The following is a 21,369-nucleotide window of genomic DNA, read 5'->3' as shown; positions in this document are numbered from 1 at the left end:
ATTTGAACACAAAGGATACTCCGTATCCGAAGTATCCTTCCTCGCTGCTATCTAGCAATATAGGTAACCAGGTTAAATCTACTAATTTATTATCCTTCCATCGGCAAAGAATTCTCTATTTTTGCCCACAACGGTCAACTCCCCGACAATTTCAAAGGTACCTTCCAGTTTCATATCCTTCGAAGAAGATCCAATCATGATCGACATCATGCCAGGCTCAACTATCCACTCCATCTTCCGGCTCAAGAAAGCTAATTGACTCATCGCCACCTCGAAGGATACTCGATTACTTTCACCCGGTTGCAGATGAATTCGTTGAAATCCGACCAGTTCTTTGACAGGTCGCGCTATCGACGCAAATAAATCGGCGATATACAATTGGATTACTTCATCCCCGGCTCTTAAGCAGATGTTTTTTACCGTACAAGACACGGTCAAATTTCCTTCCGGATGCACCTGATCACGGGACAATTCCAAATCTAAGAAGGAAAATTGTGTATAAGAAAGGCCATGACCGAAAGGATATAGTGGTTCCAAGGATTCGTTAACATATCCCTCCTTAGAGACGAACAAATCCACCCCGCGGCCTTCAGAACCGCTGCCATAGCGATGGGCATAATAGACCGGTACTTGGCCTGCCCTTCTAGCCACAGTAACCGGAAGCTTGCCCCCTGGGTTGTAAACCCCGAGGAGGATGTCCACGATAGCTCGTCCCCCCGCTTGTCCAGGGTGCCATACCTCTAGAATGGCAGGAATATGTTCCGATATCCACGGGCTGCTCAGCGGACGGGCACTCATATGAACGAGAACGATAGGCGTACCGGATGCATGTACTGCTTTTACAAGGTCTTCCTGTACACCAGGAAGGCCAATCTGGGAAGAACATTCCCTTCCCCTGTTGTACATGGTTTACCGAACCCATCTTTTCCCCCCATCACCATGATAACTATGTCTGCACGGCTTGCCTTTTGAATGGCTTCTTCAAAACCTGCTTTATCGGGGTCAGTCAGACTACAGCCTTTGCTGTATGTAACCTCTGAATCTTGAAGTCGGTTTTGCAGTTCACTAAAAAGGGTTGTCATATTAGGATAGGCCTTCGGTAAATATTCCGTTTCAAGCTCGTTCAATTGATCTTCATAGGACCTATTCAAGTTCCCTGTCGTTTCCACCCCAACCATTTTTGCCAGGCCAAAAAATAACTCCTTGCTGGCAGGATGGGAGTACCCACCGAACATGTTGCGCAAGTTATGGGCATTGGGTCCAATGACTGCCACTTTCTTCATGCTTTTGGCTAATGGCAACAGGTCCCCTTCATTCTTGACAAAAACCATCGAGTCTCGTGCAATGGAAAGAGACAATTCGTCATTCTCAGGCTGGTCAAATACAGCCTTGATTAGCTCCATTTCAGGATATGGCTTCTCAAAAACGCCTAGCCGGAACTTCATTTCTAGCACTCTCCGAACGGATCGATCTACAAAGGTTATGTCTACTTCTCCAGCTTCCACATAGGAATGGGTTCCATACCCATTCCTATGTGGAAGCTCCATATCCATCCCGGCTTTAATCGCCTGAATTCCAGCATCCTTTATATCCCCCGCCGTTCTGAAGGACGTAACCAGCTTATCAATAGATCGATAATCGGATACAGTTAAGCCCTCAAAGCCCAGTTCACTACGAAGGAAATCATTCAGCATGGACTCGGATGCAATGATCGGTTCACCATCCAAGGTACTGTAGGAGTTCATAATGGACATAATATCCGCTTTCTGGATAACAGCCTCAAAGGGTTTTGCATAAACCTCACGCAGCGTTCTCGGAGGAATAAGCTCCTCTGTCATATTTAAAGCGCCCGTCATGGAGTATCCCAGGAAATGCTTGGCTGTAGCCGCGATTCCTTCCGTTACAGTTTCACCCTGTAACCCTGTAACATAAGCGACACCCAACTGAGAAATCAGCGTCGGGTCTTCGCCATAGGTTTCACCTATTCGGCCCCAGCGCGGATCGCGCCCCACATCCAATACAGGCGAAAGAGCATGACGGATTCCTAGAGAACGAAATTGCTTCTTAACGACTTCAGCCATTTCCTGAATACGATCCGGCTTTCATGTGGCACCCAAACCGATAGCTAATGGAAAATTGGTGGCCCCAGGCACCATACCCCCAGATAATGCCTCTGCATGAAAAATAGCAGGAATACCTAATCTGGTTTTCTCCACTAAGAGACGTTAAATCTCTTCAATAAGTTGGGCTACGGTTTTAGGCCCCTCTAATTTACCAAATAAGATAGCTGAGATTTGCCCAATCCCATTCCTTATCGCAAGTTCCTGTCGATTATCGGTTAGATGAGGATTCCACATAACGCAGCCTAATTGAGCAATTTTTTCTTCGAGAGTCATTCTTGATAGGAGATCGTCTATCCGTTCTTCAACAGGAAGATAACTGTTTTGGTAAGGAAACTCTATGGTTTTCATTGGATTTCTCTCCTCATTAAAATTGGGCTTCAAATAGGTTCTATTCAGCACACTCCTGTAGTTGTAACCGCTTTCTGATTATAAATTAATCATAGCAAGCTTTACACTTTCCCGATACGGTGTGGGTTTTTACATGAGTGTGCGTATTTTTTACTTCTCCGCAGAAAAAAGATTCTCCACGTAATGGGAGAATCTGCTATCTTATTTTCAAGTATGGTATTAGCCATAATGCAGCGCTAGCTTCGCGTACATGTCCTCTAATGTAAAACGAGAGTCCACATAGTTATACACTCGGATCATTCGTTCTGTCTGGTGAAATGAGCAGCCACCAAACCTTTGATCAAAAATTGCGGGGTGAGCAGCGCATGAACAATCGCGAACTGATCGTCAGCCTCATTTTTGGCGTCCGTGTTCACGATCAATCTAATTTTTTTCTGCTCGGGCACATCAAAAGCAAGCTTCATTTCAGTTTCTTTTCCTCTCAATTCAATTTATGCTTTACTTTCTATGAAAAAGAAAATGGGATACCCTTTTGTGTTGAGGCATCCCATCGTCTTTTACCGAATCGTAGAGTGATCAAGGAACCTCTTAGTCAGTTTCCGTGACAGCTCTTTAACCATATCCGGATGCTCTGGTGCAATGTTAACCGTTTCGTTAGGATCGTTTTGCAGGTCGTAAAGCTCAGGAATGTCGTTAACGTTGTGTATATACTTATATTGCTCCGTTCGAATGCACTGGAAGTTATCTCCACAGGTTACGATATCACTCCTATGCTGGTTTCCCTGTCCCTTTAGAACATGGATAAACGACAGGGAATCTCTCAATCTGCCATCCGGAGGTAGATTCACTAGATCACAAGACGTCTCGTTTAGATCGATCAGCTCGACTAGCGCTTCTGAGATCCTGCCCGCCTCGATGTTAGGTCCTGCGATAATAAGCGGTATACGAATGGAAGGTTCATAAGCCACTTGCTTTGTATACATACCGTGATCGCCGATCATTTCACCGTGATCACTTGTAAAGATGATGTACGTGTTCTCCAGCATTCCTCTTCTCTCTAGACTATCCATGATCATTCCTATATGATCGTCGATCGCCTCGATAGACGCGCAGTACTGGCGACGAGTTTCAAGGATCTTTTCTGCATCCTCCGTTTTCACACGGCGATGAACCCAACCTGGCTTTCCCTCGAGAGCAGGCTTGATGGCCTCAGGCATCTCCGAACCCCGGTAACGTTCAGCATAGGCTGTTGGCGGGTCATAAGGATCATGTGGACCAACGAAGCTGACAAAGTAGAACCACGGGAAGTCTTCTGGCACATTGTCGATCCAGGTTGCCGCCCGCCTTCCAATATAGCTGTCCGCAAACGCTTCAGTCGGAAGAACCGAATCTTCACATTCAAGGGAAAATCCAGTCCTCCTACGTTGTTGATAATCCTCGTAAAAGGCATCGTACAGCCCCTTATCCTGCAGATAGAAGCCGTAGGGACCTTGGGGTGTCGGAAACAAGCCCGCATGCATCTTTCCTTCTACTTCCTCTGGATGCGTAAACCCCCATTGATACACGCGCGGACGATCCCCATAACGTCCGTTGTAAGGGTCAGGTTTCGCCAGATCCAACTTCCCAACAACGCCCACCCGGTAGCCATTGTCACGAAAGCGTTGATAGAACGTAGGGACGTGCGGGGGCAGGTAGGACGCATTGGTTAGTGCACCGAGACGTCCCGGGTTCACACCTGCTGCCAGTCCTATCCGTGCCGGGGCGCAAAGAGGAGAGTTTGTGAAGCAGTTTGTGAACACCATTCCCCGTGAAGCTAATCGATCCAAGTTTGGTGTACGGACAAAATCCGCTCCCATATAACCCAAAAAATCAGAGCGAAGCTGGTCTGTCATGATAAATAAAACGTTCGGTTTTAGTTTTTTAGTCATATCACTCATCTCCCTTACCTTACACTTCCGCCCAAGGTCCTCTCCCCGGAAATTTAACCGGCTGAACACGGAGTGCACCTGTCTGCTCCCACCAAGTATCCACCTGTTGACGGAACTTCCTTTTGATCTCAGCGTTTTCCTGATCATAGGCAGCATTACGCAACTCGTCGGGATCGTTTACCAAGTCATACATCTCTTCAACGTCCTCGTTATAGTAATAAACATATTTCCAACGGTGCGTTTGGATTCCGCGGAACGGGTGGAACCCCCAATAGGCCTTATAATGCTCAATAAAGACGTAATCATCTTCCGTGGCATTCATGCTATCCGGTGATTCGATCATGGGGAGCAGCGAACCGCCTTCAAAGCAATCTGGCACCGGGGCCCCGGCAATGTCGAGCAGCGTGCCTGGAACCGCGGCGCTGGACGTGATTCGGGTGACGACGCCTCCCTGTTCTGTCCGTCCGGGAATATGCAGCAGGAGCGGCACCTCGTATAGCTCCTTATACGGGACAACCCCCTTTAAGCGCAAGCGGTGCGCACCTTGCAGATCGCCATGGTCGCTCGTGTATAGAATGACAGTATTCTCTGCAAGCCCGCGGTGTTTTAGCATCTTCAAGACACGGCCTAAATGCCAATCCATCTGTTGAATCATCGTCCGATATTTTTGCGCGTCTTGCCGGATTATCTCCTCGTCCATTTCGGATTCTTCTGACGTCGCCCTCATCCGTTGATGCTCCGGCTTGGTTGATAGATCGTCCTCATAAAAGCTTCGAGGCACTGGCATCTTCTCAAGCGGATGCTCTCCGGCAAATTGCTCAATCAACTCAAACGGACCGCCCCCCGGATGGGGCATATTCCAAGATAGAATCGTAAAAAATGGTTTATCCCCGCTATAATGATCCAGATAATGGAGAGCCTGTGCTGTGGCAATAGCATCCTGGTGACTCCATGCCCGCACATTTTCTGCCTGGCCTCCTCCGAAATCCAGATACCCATTCGTTGGACCTTCCGTAATCTCAAATCCGTGCTCCTCAACCGGTGTAAACAAGTGCCATTTTCCAAAATAGGCCGTTTCATACCCGTGCTTTTGGAATTCCTTACCCACCGTTGGAAGCTCTGTGGATAAACCGTGCCCGATCTGATTGACTCCGACTTGATGGGGATAACGTCCTGTCATCCATGTAGCTCGTGCCGGCGTGCACTGGGCAGCTGTGGTGATGTGCTTGTCAAACCGGATGCTGCGGCTGGCCAGTTCGTCCAAGTTCGGCGATTTATAGCTTGGATCAAGACATCCCATGGCCTCGCTTCGCTGCTGATCGGTCATGATCCATAAAACGTTTGGTTTTTTCATCATGGCTTATTCTTACCTCCTTAGGTTTCCAACCATACTCTGTTGCCATCTGGGAAGGGAAGGGCTTAACGGCAAAGCAAATTCATCTCCTGTCTTTTCGATCCAACCGAGAAGCCTCTCATGCAGCTCCTTGCGCTTCCCCCAATACTTAAAGTCATAAACCAGATTCATCATCTCGAGCGGATCTTCGTTGAGATTGTACATGAGCCATGGTTGATTCTCAAAAGCGACATACTTCCAGCCATCGCGGGTAACAATGCCTCGGAAAGGACGATCAATTCCTTCCTCAACTAAGGGCTCGCTCAGCGCGGTAGGTACAGGAAGACTGAGATAAGCACTTTCTGGAAGTTCATCTGCTGGAGCAAAACGATCTACGATCCAACGCGAATAATCAAAACCATCCATCGAAGCGGGAGGGCTGATTCCGCATAATCCGAGAGTGGTCGGAGCAATATCCACGTGGTTCAGCAAGGCTCTGCACTCCTGATTCTTGTAGCTTTTTCTGGTTGGTCCCGCGACCAGGAACGGTATTCGAATGGATTCTTCCCATGGCGCCATCTTCCGGAATTGGCCGTGCGCCCCGTGCATATCCCCATGATCGCTGAAGAAAATGACATACGTTTCCTGATCGATTCCCAATCTGCGAAGCTCATCACGAATCCGGCCAACATTGGCATCGATGCGTTCTATAGCCGCATAATACCCAGCCAGCTCCACTTGAACCCTTGACCGCAAGCTAGGAATGGGAGGAACGTTCGCTGGCACTTGTATTGCTCCCGGCTTATGTCTGGCCATGTCTTCTGCGGGTGCCACATAGGGATCGTGAGGCGGCTGTACAGATAGAACGCCAAAGAATGGCTGGTTGGGTGCTTGTTCGGTTCGATTTTTCATCCAGTCGATCAACAGATCGGTTAAGGCGTCCGTTTCATAGCCAGGCAGCCGCATAGAAACCGGCTCACCCGATGGCCCATCGGTTTGAACATAACAATGAAACGGCTGGTTGTTATTTTCATATGTCCACCAATCCTCAAATCCACCGCGCCTTTCAGGCGGAATGTGACGAAGTGAAGCACGATTCTCCGGCAAATTCATATCCAGCTCAGGCCGATTTCCGTCGACATGCCATTTGCCAATGTAAGCTGTTCGGTATCCATGCTCCCGAAAAGAGTGAGCAACAGTATAAGCTTTGGTAGACATAGGAGAATGTAACGCAGGCACCGTGGACCGGTGAGGATACTTGCCTGTGAGCATCGAACCGCGAAAAGGGCTGCACAAAGGCGTTCCGGAAATGGCATGGGTGAAATTCACACCTTCGATCGCCATGCGGTCCAGATTCGGGGTACTCACATTGGGATCACCGCGGTGACTCATGGCTTGAGCGCGCATCTGATCTGCCAGGATCCAGATCACATTGGGTCTTTTGCTTTGATGAGCTTCGTTCAATTTAATCATCCTTTCTCCGCTCCAAAACTAAGGCCGACCGTACTGACATCTCTGAAGAAGAGGTACGACCGGCCGAAGCGAATGCTCTAACCTATTTCTTTATCGATTCATAATCCTTTTTCAAGTAATCTTGGGAAGGATTCCAGTTCGGGAAAACATAGTCATCCAAAGTGACATTTGAACCTTTTCCTTTTACCTTATCAATGCCTTCTGCAAGCTGTTTGTTCATCTTATCTGCCGTTTCCTTCAGCTTTCCTTGTACATCTTTTTCCGTTTCATTCAGTAGCATCTTGAATATTTCAGCAGAGCTTGGTTTTAGCTTGGATTGTTCTAATGCACCAATCTCCGAATAGACGGCCGTTTGCTCTGGATTTCTGACGAGGACATCAGGCGCTAATCTTAAGACATTGCTATGCACTTGTTCGAACTGTTCCATTTCAGGATAAGGATAGTTGCTCTTGTCCTCATTCACTTTCGGGATAGGGGTCAAGGATGTACCTGCCTGGAGATTATACTTATAGAAAGCTTCGGATCCGATACCTTCTTCAATGAATTTCGCTACAGCTTCCGGATGCTTGGTTGTTTTCGAAACTACAATCCCGCGCTCATTCAATGCCAAGGTGTATGGGTAGACTGGCATACTTCCATCCGGGGTTGGAATGTGTGACATGCCGAACTGGGCATTGGGATGACTTTTCTTGATATTCGACATGGCCCATCTGCCGTCTAGAAGGAATGCAATTTTCCCTTCTGCAAATAACACTTGGGCTTCTTGAACCTTTAGAGCAAATGAGGAAGGAAGAATGCTTCCGTCTTTCTTTAAGTCTAATAAGAAGTTCACACTGTCGACCCAAGCCTTCGAGTCTATATCATATTTTCCCGTTTGGTAATTAAAGCCGAATGGATTGCTGCCTGGAGCTGCACCAATGGCAAATCCAGCGACCGTGTTTTGGGTAAATCGAGGAAGGGCTCCCCCAGGAAACGCTACACCATAAATGTCTCCGTTTCCTTTGCTCGTAACGGTTTTAGCCATCTCCCTTAACTCGTCCCATGACTTAGGCGGATTATTTGGGTCTAAACCGGCATTTTTCAATACATCCTTATTATAGTAGAGCATGTAGCTCATGCTCGGTCCATCCATCGGCCAAGTGTAGATTTCTCCGTTTAGTTGGTTTACGCCCTCTTGAAAGGATCCCTCAGCAAAAACTTTTTTCCACTCATCGGATACCAAACCGGAGATCGGTTGAATCAAGTCAGAACTAACATACCTAGATACTGTAGCCCCTACAGGCAATTGGAACAAATCGGGCACATCTCCTGACGCAAACGCGGCTTGAATGGCGGTGTTGTGCGTTTCCCATGGGGCATACGTACCTTCTACGCGAATTTGCCCTTTATACTTCTCATTAAAATCAGTAATGATCTTCATTCCTGGACTGTCTGGACCTTCCAGAATATTGGCAGCCACCCAAATCTTTAGGACGACTTCCTCTTGGCTTCCCTTTGTTGCTTCTGTGCTGTTTGCCGCGTTGCTTGGCGCACTTTCATTAGAGGAGCCGCACCCCGTCAAAGCTAGCATCGACACCATGGCAGCCACCAGCATTTTGGAAATACCGCGGTATTTAAGTGCTTTCATTTCCCTTCCCCCTTGGTAAACGTTTTTAGAATGTTTTGTTTCTTGTTTTGATTGTAATCGCTTACCGGCATTCTACATAAGATTCAGATTTTTACTTTTATGGGGTCTATTTTTTACTTGCTTATCAGAGTTCTTTTAAAAGTAAATCTTTAAATCTATCTTTCAAAGATGAGTTGCTGAAAAAAGATTCCCCTCAATTAGGGGAATCCTCCAAACCCAAGCGGACATATTGCTCAGCAGGAGCCTGCTCCCTTTCCATAGCTTCAATTAATCGCTTCTCATAGAATACCTGTAGCTCCTTGTCTTGAACAGGATTTACTTGGGCGTAATCGGTTGACAGTTGAAACAACAGCGATTCTCTGAAATTCTTGGAAAACTTAAATGGACTGCCTTCTTGGCTAGTTGGTATGCGAAAAACAGGATAATCCGTTTGGCTTAAGAATCTACCTACTTCAATTTTACCTGGATCGACTACACCATGAAAGCTGCGAAAGCTAGTCGGCATGGCCGTATAGACATGGCAAGGATGGTTATCTTCCCTCGCAGGGGCTCGCAAATACGTGTATTCCCCATCGGTAAGGTTGACGGTCATCCCGTGCATGCCATATAAAGCATAATCACGCAGCTTTTCCTTCGTCCCATCAATTAACCCGAGCAGGGATTGGCCCTTGACGGTTACCGGAATCTCGATTCCAAAATACTCCAGAATAGTCGGCATGAGATCGATATTTTGTGTAATCGAATCGATCTGTTTGCCCACCGAACCCATTCCTGGAACATGGATCATCAAGGGAAGATGGGCTATTTCATTATAGACATGCATAAAGTTTTTTCCTGTCCATTCATGCTCGCCAAGCAAGAAGCCATGATCCGTCGTAAAGATGACCATCGTGTCCTCCCACAACTGTTGCTGATCCATCGTATCAAGCAACTTGCCCAGCCAATGATCGATCATGGATAAATTAGCCGCATAGCGTTTTCGCACATGCTCCATGGCCTCCGGAGGTTCACTGACCCTTCCGTAGGTCGGCCAATCAAAGCGGGGGCCACTGTAATCATCTTCATAAAGATCCAAATAGTGCTGAGGGCAATCAAACGGCTCGTGAGGATCAAAGGCTTCCACCATCAGAAAAAACCTATCCGCCTCTTGATTTTCCTCTAACCACCGGCAAGCGGCTTGAATCGTCTTGGGACCTGGATACTGCTCCTCTTCCAGGAAAGTCTTGCGGTTCAGTTCGTACTGTGAACGCGTTTGACCATAGGTGGTTTCCGTCAAGCCAGGGGGATTGACCCGTGATATCCACGGATCGGTTTCTTGGCCCCGGTAAAAATCCCACGTGTTAAAGGCTTGGCAATAGTTCTCTCCGCCTGTCGCGAAGTAATGATAATGATCGGTCACGATGTGAGAAAACACGTTTCCTTCTCTCAGCTTTTGCGTAAGCGTCACATCAAAGGGTTCCAACCCTCCCCAGCCCCGTTCCAAGAAACCGAGCCTCCCTGTCATAATATCCCTTCTCGCCGGCATGCACGGGAGAGATCCCGACCAATGGTTGCCAAATACAACCGACTTCTCTGCCAATCTGGAGATGTTCGGGGTCTTTACCCAGGTCTGATTATTATAAGCTTCTAGCATATGGCGATTTAACGTATCTAGCAAAATAACGATCGTTTTCATAGCCCTGCCATCCTTGACTGGATTTTCTTCTGTACTGCCGCTAACACTGGGTCTGCTTCTTCCGGGAATTCGCTTGGGTGCCTGCGCTTTAACTCCTCTACGTATTCTCCCCTTCCTGTTTCTTCTAGCCGCTCGATGTATCCTTTCAGGTAGCCCTTGGCATGGAATGGGCCTCCCTCTTTCATAACAGTCCACAAGGGATCCGTATCATCCCCGGAACGGTGCATCATCTCATCATGCCACTCGTTTAAATAGTAGACGGCTTCCATGCATACGTTTTTGTTTTCCACCGCGATATTGTGCTGCTCATGAGGATCTTCTGAAAGATTGAACAGCATTTCTTTATCAAATAGGTGGAATCCATCATGATAAGTTCGAATATAAATCCAATCCCGAAAACGGACGCTTCGCTGTGCAACATGGGCACATTGAGAGAGAACCAAGTAATCTCTTCCACATGATACTCCGTCTTTCAACACAGAAGCATAGCTTTCTCCGTCCCACTCGGAGATTACCGGGAGCTCCAGCATCTCTGCCATCGTAGGGAGCAGGTCTAAATGATAATGAAGGTCTTCATTGACAATCCCCTGCTTCATGCCTGGCCAACGGATAATCATCGGCAATCGGCAGGTCGCTTGATCGGCAGTCCCGTGCTCCCCATAGATTCCCAACTGGCCCATATTCTCTCCGTGGTCAGCTGAAATGATAATGATGAGGTCGTCCATCACGCCTTGTTCCGTAAGGCTAGCAAACAAGCGCCCAATGTGTTCGTCCATATAGCGGATGCCACAATCGTAGCCATCGATCATCCTTCTCATACCATCCATATCGGCAATTTCTCCAGGGTGACGGGGAAAGTGAGGAATGGTATCGTTATTAAACTTTTTGTTCCTGTGATCAATATTCAGTTCATGCACGGAGTGCGGACCGACCTTTTGTTGATGCCTTTCCAACACTTCTTCAGTCAACCATTCAGGCAGCGGATCATTTTCAAACGGGTTTCCAAACTCCAGGGGAGCGCGGTATGGCGTGTGGGGATCCCAGTAATTGATATATAAAAACCAATCATCCTTTTTCGCGTTGCGTTCGACCCAGTCAAGAGCCACCGGAGTCACATGCTCTGCGGATTCATTGCCGTATCGCCCCGTGTTGAGAATCTCATTAAAGCCTGCATAAAATCCGAAGGTGGAGTGTCGTTGGGCAAACGGGCTGATCAATACCGTATTCAAATCAGCCATCAGCTGGAGATAAGAAGGGAATGAACCTCCGCGTGTCAGCTTTCCCATCAATTGACGCTTGCTACCTTCTAGCTTCATATCTCCAGCTGTCCCTCCATGGCCGACCAGACCGTTGCGAATACCGAATTGGCCGCTCATCAAGGCCGTTCTGGACGGAGCGCACGGGGCATCAGAAGTGTAATAGTTCGTAAAGCGAACTCCTTGCGCCGCTATTTTATCAAGGTTAGGCGAGGTATTTCGGTGATACCCGTAACAACCTAAGTGATCAGGCTTAGTGGAATCCAAGTCCAGAAATAGAATTCTCATCCTTTGTTCCTCCTTCATATCTCTGATCAATCCGCTCCGCAAGTTGATTTAACCGCTCTTCCCCTTGCCATCCCTGGATTGATCGGACTTCATTAATGACTCTTCTTGCAACAGGGACTTTTAATTTCAGAGAATTAGCACGCTTTATAAAACGGTCCCCTGTTTCATGATAAAACTGAAGATCCATCATATCTGCACGCCAAGTCAGTAAAGCATGAAGAAGCTGATTGCGTACGTCTACATGGTGTGGATCATTGTAGAGATTATTTGTTTCGAGTGGATCTTGCTGGCGATCGAACAGCCGACCTTCTGCTTTATCAAAATAATAGGATAATTTCCAACGCTTCGTTGCCAAAGCAGCCGATTTAAATAAAGTGGCAACGGCACATCGTCTCGGAGACGGCTTTCCTTCTTTTAGAGGCGTAAATAAGTCAAACCCTTGCATGGTATCTGATGCAATCCCTGCAGCCCCTAAAATCGTGGTGGGAATATCATTCCACAAGGCAAATTCCCGCCTCTCATTGGTTGGCAATGTGCCCGGCATACTCATGATGAAAGGCACTCTCCACGAGGCATCATAATAATTGTGCTTATCGTTGAACCCGTGATCAAAAAGCTGCAAACCATGGTCGGATGAAAAAATGATTAAGGTATTCTCCCGCAAACCGGACTCGTCAAGAAAACGGATAAGCCTGCCAACCTGATCATCACAGTACGCGGCCAATCCATAATATAACCTTCTTAATTCATCCACTTTCTCCCTAATGCCTTCATGATAGATACCCCCATGTGCTTCATACAAGTCTTGCAGTTCTACTTGACTTGAAAGGGGCTTGCTGGGTTCATAGCCTGCGAACCCGAGCAGTGTCTTCATCTGTTCCGGAAAATTGCTGATTTCGCCTTCCTGATAATGAACCTCTGGTAAGGTGACGTTCTCATAAAGTGTCGCCCACTTCCCCGGAGGATCCACAGGTTCATGAGGGCTTACCATCGAACAATAAGCAAAGAATGGCTTATCCTCTGTGCATTTTTTGAGCTCTTCAATCGTTTGATCCACAAGAAAGGCTTCCATAAATAAATGCTCCGGCACCGGGTTAGGGTGCTCGCTTACCCGGTTATACCCGTGCTTTTTTAAGTGTTTCGCGTAACTATCGGATGCATCTATCATTTTCTCGGTTACGTTGTGCACCACATCGAATGAAGAAGGAATGTCACCGAAATGGGTCTTGCCGACCATGATATTGTAATAGCCATGTTCTTTAAGCAAATCTGGTAATGTTACCACATCCGGCCGTCTGTTTAACCCATTCTCGATACATCCATGAACAGGTGTATGGAGCCCCGTAATTAGGCTGCATCGGGCGGGCATACATACCGGAGAGGACGTGTGCCCCTGTTCAAATAGCACACCTTCTCTTGCCAATCGGTCTAGATTTGGCGAGATGGCAAAGGGACTTCCCATGCAGGACAGTGTATCCCAACGTTGGGAATCAGTTGTAATTAAGAGAATATTGGGTTTGCCCATAGATAACCTCACTTTTCCCTATCAATCGCTGATAGAAAATGCCTTGAATCTTTCATTCTCGGTACCACATCCGAGGTCTGCACATACCAATCTAGCATTCTACTTTCCAATTGCTGCCTCACCCCGGAATATTGCGGTGCTTCATAAACGTTATGGAGTTCGCTCGGATCCTTCTTTAAATCATACAGCTCACTGACATCCGAGGTTCGCCGGATCAATTTATAGTCCATTGTTCTCATCATCGTCGTCCGGCAGACACTTTTAGGGTGCTCCTGCTGCTGATTAGCTTTGGGTAAGTAAAGTTTCATAATGTCATTGGCGGAAAAAGCAGCACGGTTAGAGCTGTGGCCTTCGAAACAATGGAGCTCTCTAAGATCATAGCCCCCCTCGGCAAATACGGCTCGATTAGGGTCTCCCGCCTCTCCTCGAAGTTGTGGTACAAGGGATCTTGCAAAATGATCATGCCTTGCTTCGATTCCCGCGAGATCTAAAACGGTTGCCATAATATCAAACAATTCCACTTGCTCCAAAACGACATGGCCCGATTGACAAGATGGCGTTTGAATCATGAGCGGAACGCGAGTCAGGCAGTCCTCCATGGCATTGGGCCACTTTTCTACCAAGCCATAATCTCCCGCATAGTCCCCATGGTCGGAAGCTACAATAACGGACGTGTTTTCGGTAAAACCATGCCCCTTAAGCACATCCATCAATTGCCCGAAAACCGTGTCAACATGGCTAATCATACCCAAGTAAACCGACTGAATCCTTTTCAGCGTATCATCTGTCAATTCATCCAGTCTTCGATAAATTCGAATGAGTTCATGATAAGACGGTTTATTTGGAGTTCCCGCAGGAAGAAGCTCCGGTAAGGTTTCTTGCTCATACATGCTGTAAAAAGGCTCTGGAACCACATACGGAGCATGAGGGGCAAACGTAGGCAAAAAGATCATAAACGGTTTTTCCTTAGCCTCATCGGACTCTAGAAATTGAATGGCCTTCTGAATGTTCACATCGGTCTCTGTTAAGCTGCTCTTACTTACATCCGGCTCCATAAGAAAACTGTAGTAACGAGGATCATCCTCTGAGAACGGATTATGTTTTGTAAAGGTTTCGCGCTTCATTTCGTCAAGGTCTTGGTAGGCTTCTTCTCCCAAGATCTCTTTAAGATAGTCTTCTGAATAGAGATCGTTTTTGCCAAACCACTTAATTTGATATCCTTCTTCCTTTAAATAGCGGAACAAACTCGGCTCATGCGGGCGCAATAAGTGCCATAGCGTTCGATGACCTGAGACGTGCGGATACAGCCCGGTCATGACGCTGGAGCGCGATGGTGTACAAACAGTATTCTGTACATGGCATTGATCAAAGCGAACCGCTTTTTCGGCAAACTGATCGAAGTTAGGAGTTTGAACCACAGGGTGACCATAGCATCCTAGGCTATCAGCGCGCATTTCATCCGGGAAGAAAAACACAAAGTTCATCTTTTGCTGTGACATACTTTTCCACCATCCTCAACTAGTGCTTTTGGACTATCTACTCCCCTTATTGTAATCGCTTACCCGGACTGGAAATAAGATTCATATTTTTACATTCGAGGGTCAATTTTTTACCGCGTACTGCTCACGATACTCTCCGGGAGTTAATCCAAAATCTTTTTTAAAGACTCTGCGGAAATGCTTCTCATCCCAAAACCCGACTCGTTTGGCAATTTCTATATTCGTCAAGCTGGTTTTCGCTAGCATTTCACAGGCGTGCTTCATCCGAACTTCTCTTAAATATTGCACAAAGCCCTTGCCTGTTTCCATCTTGAACAACCTGCTAAGATACGATGAATTGAAGCCCGCTTGCTCTGCTAAGATCGCAAGAGATAAATCTTCCATATAAGAATGTTCAATAATACCCATGATGGATTGAACCAGCTCCACCCCACCGTTAAGCTGGTTCAAGTCTACTTTCATTTCTTCCTGAGGCGCCTTTGTATCTTCCCCTTGCCAAAGTTCCTGCAAATTCGTTAGGACCAAGAATAACTCTTCGTTTTTGACTGGCTTTACCAGATAATCCACAGCCCCCATACGAAGAGCATCCCTCGCATATTCAAATTCATTATGGGCGGAGATGATGACCACAGGCTGGGTATAATGCAGTTCCCGCATCTGCTTCATCAATGCTAGCCCATCCATGGTCGGCATACGGATATCGGTGATCACCAAGTCAAAATCGTCATTGGCTAGTTTAGAAAGAGCCTGTCTGCCATCATGCGCCGTATCAGTTACGGAAAACTCGAGATTCAACTTTCCAATTATTTTTCGCAAGCCCTCGCACATCCACACTTCATCATCCACGACCAGAACCTTATACACGATAATCCCCCTCGCTCTCTTTATCAAGCGGTATATGAATCTCCACACGAGTGCCCTGAACCTGATCACTTTCCACGGTCAGTTTCCCATTTGAACCATAGTTTAATAACAACCTCTGCTGAACATTATGCAAACCGATGTGCCCAGAAAGGAGATTTTGATCTTCATCCCCTGCCTCTCCGGAAAGCTTCTGCTTGATTTCCATTAGGCGATGTTCTGGAATCCCTACTCCATTATCCCTAACAAGAAGGGACATCCCGTCTTTTGTCCGTTTTGCTGATATCCAGATGCCCCCTTGCTCCGACTTAGGAATTAAACCATGCTCAATTGCATTTTCAACGAGTGGCTGTAATATCAGTTTTAAGACAGAAACTCCTTTTAGGTCCTGAGGAATGTCAAAATGGCATTGAATGCGCTCAGGATAACGAACCTGGATAATTTGCAAATATGCCTTGACATGATCCAGCTCTTCAGAGAGGAGCTTATATTTATCACTATCTATGCTGTATCGAAACATTTCCGCTAACCCTTCGCTCATTTCCGATACTTCCTTCACGTCATAGACTTCACCCACGCACTTCATGGTGTTTAGTGTGTTGTACAAGAAATGAGGGTTGATTTGCATTTGCAGAGCCTTTAGTTCTGTTTCGCGATTCAGCAGCTGCAGCTTGGTTTCACGGATTTCCGCCAGATACACTTCTTCTTTCAATTGCTGCAGCCGTTCAAGCATATGGTTGAACCTGTTCGTCAGCATCCCAAACTCATCACCTCGATCCGTTGGGACTCTAGTAGAAAAATCCCCTTTTTCCACACGTCCCATATATCTCTGAAGCTGAAACATCGGACGGGTTATAGCTCGACTTAAATATTTGGAGAACAACAAAATAAATAGGGTCGCAATTAAGGAAAAGATGACCACACCGTATCGAACCGCTTCAATTTTGCCTGATACCTCCTGGAAAGGGACCACGCCAATAATTTTCCATCCGGTTGTCCTTGACGTAGAAAAACCAACGAGTGTTTGAACCCCCTCTATTTGAGTTAACAAGTATCCATTCTTCTTCTCTAGAATGGAGAGCTTCATAAGCTGCTCGATCAGGCCATGATTTTTTTCCTCCATTTGAATGACGGGTTGGCCTTCAGGTGAAACCATAAAAAAGGATCCTGTTTTCCCTACCCGGATGGAGTCTATCATACTGGAAAAATATTCAGGGTCAAAATCAAAGAGTAACGTTCCTCGCTGCTTGAAATCTAAGTTGTGATATAGACGGCCCGCAAAACTGACCACAGGTGCCCCCAACACGTATTGCTGCGGGTGAACGGCCAACAACCGAAAATCCTTATCCTTTACCACTTCCTTATACCAGGGATCGCCTTCAAAATCATAGTCCAATTTCCCCATATTTTTGCCAGAATAAATATACCTGCCATAATCATTGATCACATAGATGGACCTTAAATGAGCACGATGATAGACAATCGGTTCCAAAGAACGGCGAAGTTCCTGCAGGCTAGGTATTACGGATAGATCAGACGGATCCTCCCACCCCAATAGCTCCTGGACATTCGGATCAAAGTGAAGAATTTTGGCTAAATGTGTGGTTTCCTCTACAAAGGAACTCAATCTTTCGTCGACTTGACGAGTGGTTAGGACTAGAGATGTCCCTACTTCCTCTTCCAGCGACTCCGTCATGGCGAAATAAAAGAAGGCCGCTGTTGTAAAGAGCGGCACAAAACTGACAAAATAAAAAGTAATCAGTAATTTTGGCTGAAGTTTGATTTGACTTGTCCAACGATCTAACCTCTCGGCTAGCCTTCTCACATTCGTTCTCCCCTTATCCTTTTACAGCGCCGGCAATCCCATCTACGAAGTAACGTTGGAAGAGAATGAAAACAATGATGATCGGGATGAGAGAGATGCTTGCTGCAGCTGCAGCTCCTGTCCAGTCGATCGAATTTTCTCCGACGAACTGGTACATCCCTACCCCAAGCGTTCTTAACTCCGGCTTGTTTAAAGTAAATACTAACGGAATTAAGAAAGAATTCCAAGCCCACATAAACTGTAAAATACCGGTTGTGGCTACGATAGGTTTGGATAGCGGGAGCATGACTTGAATGAAAGTCCGAAAAAAACCTGCTCCATCAATCTGGGCCGCTTCCTCCAACTCCTTCGGCAGACCGCGAAAATGAGCCGTAAAGAGCAAGATAAACAACACATGTGCCCCGCCTGCCTCCGCTAAAATAATACCAGCTAAAGTATTGTTCAATCCCAGGGAATTCACAAGGGTATAGATCGGGATAATCGTGTACCCTTTAGGCAAGAACAAGGTAGCTGTAATGGCCACTAGAAAAATTTTTCTTCCTGGAAACTCGTAGCGTCCCAACGCGTAGCCCGTCATGGCACAAAGGGTAATAACGATCGCAACTACAGAAACTGTAATGATCAACGTGTTAAAAAAGTAAGTGGAGAAATTGGCCGTTTCCCAAGCCCGTACATAATTTTCAAACTGAAAAGATTTTGGAATAAGCGACAACCCGCCCGCAATATATTCCGTATTGGTTTTAAACGAGGCTGTTATCATCCAAATAAACGGGTAAATCCAAACGATCCCGAGACCGACTAAAAACAGATGCGCAAATGGGATACCCCATCTTTTAGTATTGCTATTCATATCATTGATCCCTTCCTTTCCTATAAATTAATGAGCTCTGCCTTTTTTGCCGCCCGTTTTGCGTGCCAGCGCACCTAAGGCTAGGGAAACGATAAGGATGGCAAACCCATATACAACCCCTGCTGCCGAAGCAAAACCGACTCGCGACTCTCCGCCGCCTCCAAATGCATAGCGATAAATGTATACATCCACCATGTCAGTTGAGAACGAAGGTCCCCCACCCGTCATGGCTTGAACTAAATCAAATACATGGAGAGCATTTACGGCAGACAATAGGACAATGACCGAACCGACAGGAATGAGCAGTGGAATGGTAATGAAACGAAAAACTTGAAACGGACTTGCTCCATCTACCTTTGCCGCTTCATACAATTCTTTAGGCACAGATTGCAGTCCCGCCAACCAATAAATAACCTTGATTCCAAAAGTTTTCCAAATCCCTACAATGCATACGATTAATAAAGCGGTATCTACACTGCCGAGCCAATCGATCGGTTGGCTAATTAGCCCTAATCGAAGAAGAACCTCATTAAACAGCCCTTTATAGGCGCCAAAAATAAATCGCATAACCAATCCCACAATAGCTGTCGTCGTTACGACGGGCAAAAAGTAAAGTGTACGGTAAAAGGCTGATCCCTTTAGCCATGATGCGCTGAACAGTATGGCCATAAGCAAGGCCAAAGGAACTTGGACGAGCACTAACGCTCCCATAAAGATAAAGCTGTTCTTAAAGGCATTCCAGAATAATGGATCGAAGAATGTTTCGGTGAAATTCTCAAACCCGACAAAGTCGTTCATCGGCCCGATCCCGCTCCAGTCATAAAAAGCATACACATAGCTCATGACGATAGGATACAACGTAAAGGATAAGTACAATACCGTTTGCGGTAATAGAAACAAGTAGCACCATAGCCATTTTCGTTTTGTTTGTGGTGAAATCTTTGATTTCGTCTTCGGTAGCGGTAAGGCACCCGCATTGCTTTCAACGACTGTGTTCTTCACACCATTTCCTCCTCACTTTCGGTTTTCTTAATCCTATTGTAATCGCTGTCATTGGCTCATTAAACGTTCCATTTTTGACTTTGAAAGGGCTTTTTTTGTGGTGATACAAAAAAGAACGGGAGCAGTCCCCGTTCTTTTTGTTTGCGCGCAAGTCTTATTTTCCACGCATAAAGCTCCGAAATTTACGCACAAATCCAAATCTTAACGCCTATCCTTGCGGTTCCACCATGGTCGACTAACATTAATTTTCCAAAAAAAAATCCCGCTTTACACGCGGGATAAAATATAGGGGGTTGCATATGAAAATTTAAACATCTTCATATTAGCTGATGTTAGTGAAAAAATGGCCAATTCCTACGGTTAAAACCTGCCGTCAACCACTTCTTTAAATATCTCATACGAACGAACTTGTTTAGCTGGATCATATATATACGATACCGCCATAATCTCATCGGCTTGATATCGCTCTTGAAAATCTGTGAGCTGTTGACGGATGGTATCTTTGCCGCCAACCAACGTTACACTGCTCATCGATGTGGCCATATGTTTCTCAGGCATCGTCCATAGTTCATCCATATTTTCGACCGGAGGTCTTAACGGTATTTGGGTGCCTCGAACCACATTGAGGAAAAATTGCTGCATGGTTGTCAGCTCCAATTGGGCTTCCGGATCACTCTCTGCGGCAATAACATTGAGGCATACGATCACATACGGATTGTCCAAATACTCAGAGGGCTCGAAACGGCTGCGATAGATCGAGATTGCTTCTTCGAGATATCGGGGTGCAAAGTGGGCCGCAAACACATACGGTAATCCAAGTTTAGCCGCCAGATAAGCAGAATCGGTCGAGGAACCGAGAATATATATGGGGATATTCGTGCCTACACCCGGAAAAGCTCTCACTTGACTTTGACGATCTTCGGGCCCTAGGTAGGTAAGCAACGCCTTAACATCTTCAGGAAAAGTGTAGGCCGGATCGTGAGTAGTACGTCTAATCGCATTGGCTGTTCTCATATCCGTACCTGGTGCTCGGCCAAGGCCAAGATCCAGTCGGTCAGGATAGATGGTGGCCATGGTTCCAAATTGCTCGGCCACAATCAAAGGGGAATGATTAGGTAACATCACCCCGCCAGAACCCACTCGGATGTGATCCGTATGTTCCAAGGTGTGCTTTATTAATATAGAAGTCGCTGAGCTCACTAGGGTTTGGGTATTATGATGTTCGGCAATCCAATAACGCTTATAACCTAATTTCTCCGTGGCTTGAGCCAATTTTACCATATCATCAATTGCATCTTTTGTATTCTGCCCTTCACGGATAGGAGCAAGATTTAAAACTGACACTGGAACTTGTATATTAGACATTTGGATTTATTCCTTTCACAATTTGAGGTTGTAAAAATGATCAAACCTAATCTATGGTTATATATTTCCACCGATATAGAATTCTTTGCGCCGCAAAGGATACTGTAATAATATTATATACAGTTCATTTTCGTCAATACTCCTCTAATAGATAAAGAGTGTCATCGGTGAACCCCATCAAAAGTTAGGAATTATTTTGACTATGAACTGGTTATCCAGCAAAGTAAAGGTTGGCATGACGTGGTAATTTTGTATAGTGGCAGCAAGCCCACTTATGCAGAAGAACAGGAGGGATTTAACAAAATACAAGTGGAAAATTGTCAATTAAAACTTAAATACCGCTTATAGCTAGGTACTTTCATGGGTTATAGTTGGCGTTTTGTCTTTAGGA

Annotated in this window: 17 protein-coding genes; all 17 read right to left on the bottom strand. The window is 46.2% G+C overall.

Annotation, left to right across the window (positions count from 1 at the left end):
- Positions 1-81 precede the first annotated feature (81 nt).
- The 17 genes from EIZ58_RS34710 to EIZ58_RS00630 all read right to left on the bottom strand — a co-directional run bounded on the left by EIZ58_RS34710 (position 82) and on the right by EIZ58_RS00630 (position 20,978).
- Positions 82-906 carry a glycoside hydrolase family 3 C-terminal domain-containing protein gene (locus tag EIZ58_RS34710; RefSeq protein ID WP_134698607.1) on the bottom strand — a complete coding sequence of 275 codons (825 nt, stop codon included), beginning with the start codon at positions 904-906 and terminating at the stop codon, positions 82-84.
- On the bottom strand, positions 840-2,090 hold the full coding sequence (locus EIZ58_RS35085; protein WP_370297616.1) for a glycoside hydrolase family 3 protein: 1,251 nt from the start codon (positions 2,088-2,090) through the stop codon (positions 840-842). Before EIZ58_RS35085 ends, EIZ58_RS34710 begins: the two co-directional genes overlap by 67 nt.
- Before the next feature lie 135 nt (positions 2,091-2,225).
- A complete protein-coding gene (locus tag EIZ58_RS00700; protein WP_134698605.1) occupies positions 2,226-2,471 on the bottom strand; it encodes a hypothetical protein in 246 nt (81 codons plus the stop codon).
- 296 nt (positions 2,472-2,767) lie between these two features.
- Entirely contained in the window at positions 2,768-2,935 is a 168-nt protein-coding gene (locus EIZ58_RS00695; RefSeq protein WP_205672087.1) for a hypothetical protein, read from the bottom strand.
- Positions 2,936-3,028: 93 nt separating this feature from the next.
- On the bottom strand, positions 3,029-4,399 hold the full coding sequence (locus EIZ58_RS00690; RefSeq protein ID WP_167577414.1) for a sulfatase family protein: 1,371 nt from the start codon (positions 4,397-4,399) through the stop codon (positions 3,029-3,031).
- 19 nt (positions 4,400-4,418) lie between these two features.
- Positions 4,419-5,756: a sulfatase family protein gene (locus tag EIZ58_RS00685; RefSeq protein ID WP_134698603.1), complete on the bottom strand. Its 1,338-nt coding sequence runs from the start codon at positions 5,754-5,756 to the stop codon at positions 4,419-4,421.
- 9 nt (positions 5,757-5,765) lie between these two features.
- Positions 5,766-7,205, bottom strand: a complete 1,440-nt coding sequence (locus EIZ58_RS00680) for a sulfatase family protein (RefSeq protein WP_134698602.1) — start codon at positions 7,203-7,205, stop codon at positions 5,766-5,768.
- 82 nt (positions 7,206-7,287) lie between these two features.
- The gene (locus EIZ58_RS00675; RefSeq protein WP_134698601.1) at positions 7,288-8,832 is read right to left on the bottom strand and encodes an ABC transporter substrate-binding protein; all 1,545 of its coding nucleotides are present in this window, start codon (positions 8,830-8,832) and stop codon (positions 7,288-7,290) included.
- Positions 8,833-9,025: 193 nt separating this feature from the next.
- Complete coding sequence (locus EIZ58_RS00670) at positions 9,026-10,507, bottom strand: sulfatase (RefSeq protein ID WP_134698600.1); 1,482 nt, start codon at positions 10,505-10,507, stop codon at positions 9,026-9,028.
- Positions 10,504-12,051, bottom strand: coding sequence for a sulfatase family protein (locus EIZ58_RS00665; RefSeq protein ID WP_134698599.1), 1,548 nt, complete (start codon positions 12,049-12,051; stop codon positions 10,504-10,506). The genes EIZ58_RS00670 and EIZ58_RS00665 overlap by 4 nt, the downstream gene beginning before the upstream one ends.
- Positions 12,017-13,576: a sulfatase family protein gene (locus tag EIZ58_RS00660; RefSeq protein ID WP_134698598.1), complete on the bottom strand. Its 1,560-nt coding sequence runs from the start codon at positions 13,574-13,576 to the stop codon at positions 12,017-12,019. The genes EIZ58_RS00665 and EIZ58_RS00660 overlap by 35 nt, the downstream gene beginning before the upstream one ends.
- A gap of 8 nt (positions 13,577-13,584) precedes the next feature.
- A complete protein-coding gene (locus tag EIZ58_RS00655; protein ID WP_134698597.1) occupies positions 13,585-15,075 on the bottom strand; it encodes a sulfatase family protein in 1,491 nt (496 codons plus the stop codon).
- Between the two features lie 102 nt (positions 15,076-15,177).
- A complete protein-coding gene (locus EIZ58_RS00650; RefSeq protein WP_134698596.1) occupies positions 15,178-15,939 on the bottom strand; it encodes a response regulator transcription factor in 762 nt (253 codons plus the stop codon).
- Positions 15,932-17,761: a cache domain-containing sensor histidine kinase gene (locus tag EIZ58_RS00645; protein ID WP_134698595.1), complete on the bottom strand. Its 1,830-nt coding sequence runs from the start codon at positions 17,759-17,761 to the stop codon at positions 15,932-15,934. Before EIZ58_RS00645 ends, EIZ58_RS00650 begins: the two co-directional genes overlap by 8 nt.
- A gap of 13 nt (positions 17,762-17,774) precedes the next feature.
- On the bottom strand, positions 17,775-18,611 hold the full coding sequence (locus tag EIZ58_RS00640; protein WP_134698594.1) for a carbohydrate ABC transporter permease: 837 nt from the start codon (positions 18,609-18,611) through the stop codon (positions 17,775-17,777).
- A gap of 27 nt (positions 18,612-18,638) precedes the next feature.
- Positions 18,639-19,613: a carbohydrate ABC transporter permease gene (locus EIZ58_RS00635; protein ID WP_134698593.1), complete on the bottom strand. Its 975-nt coding sequence runs from the start codon at positions 19,611-19,613 to the stop codon at positions 18,639-18,641.
- A 360-nt stretch (positions 19,614-19,973) separates the two neighbouring features.
- On the bottom strand, positions 19,974-20,978 hold the full coding sequence (locus EIZ58_RS00630; protein ID WP_134698592.1) for an LLM class flavin-dependent oxidoreductase: 1,005 nt from the start codon (positions 20,976-20,978) through the stop codon (positions 19,974-19,976).
- Between the last annotated feature and the right edge of the window lie 391 nt (positions 20,979-21,369).

Source organism: Ammoniphilus sp. YIM 78166 (genome assembly GCF_004522215.1).
Classification (GTDB): Bacteria; Bacillota; Bacilli; order Aneurinibacillales; family RAOX-1; genus YIM-78166.
This window is presented reverse-complemented; position numbering and strand designations above follow the sequence as displayed.

Bases quoted from the DNA above. Each gene is read 5' to 3' on its own strand.
- EIZ58_RS00675 (WP_134698601.1), bottom strand. From the start codon at position 8,832: ATGAAAGCACTTAAATACCGCGGTATTTCCAAAATGCTGGTGGCTGCC.
- EIZ58_RS00640 (WP_134698594.1), bottom strand. From the start codon at position 18,611: ATGAATAGCAATACTAAAAGATGGGGTATCCCATTTGCGCATCTGTTT.
- EIZ58_RS00685 (WP_134698603.1), bottom strand. From the start codon at position 5,756: ATGATGAAAAAACCAAACGTTTTATGGATCATGACCGATCAGCAGCGA.
- EIZ58_RS00690 (WP_167577414.1), bottom strand. From the start codon at position 4,399: ATGACTAAAAAACTAAAACCGAACGTTTTATTTATCATGACAGACCAG.
- EIZ58_RS00665 (WP_134698599.1), bottom strand. From the start codon at position 12,051: ATGAGAATTCTATTTCTGGACTTGGATTCCACTAAGCCTGATCACTTA.
- EIZ58_RS00700 (WP_134698605.1), bottom strand. From the start codon at position 2,471: ATGAAAACCATAGAGTTTCCTTACCAAAACAGTTATCTTCCTGTTGAA.
- EIZ58_RS00680 (WP_134698602.1), bottom strand. From the start codon at position 7,205: ATGATTAAATTGAACGAAGCTCATCAAAGCAAAAGACCCAATGTGATC.
- EIZ58_RS34710 (WP_134698607.1), bottom strand. From the start codon at position 906: ATGTACAACAGGGGAAGGGAATGTTCTTCCCAGATTGGCCTTCCTGGT.
- EIZ58_RS00660 (WP_134698598.1), bottom strand. From the start codon at position 13,576: ATGGGCAAACCCAATATTCTCTTAATTACAACTGATTCCCAACGTTGG.
- EIZ58_RS00670 (WP_134698600.1), bottom strand. From the start codon at position 10,507: ATGAAAACGATCGTTATTTTGCTAGATACGTTAAATCGCCATATGCTA.
- EIZ58_RS00655 (WP_134698597.1), bottom strand. From the start codon at position 15,075: ATGTCACAGCAAAAGATGAACTTTGTGTTTTTCTTCCCGGATGAAATG.
- EIZ58_RS00630 (WP_134698592.1), bottom strand. From the start codon at position 20,978: ATGTCTAATATACAAGTTCCAGTGTCAGTTTTAAATCTTGCTCCTATC.
- EIZ58_RS00695 (WP_205672087.1), bottom strand. From the start codon at position 2,935: ATGAAGCTTGCTTTTGATGTGCCCGAGCAGAAAAAAATTAGATTGATC.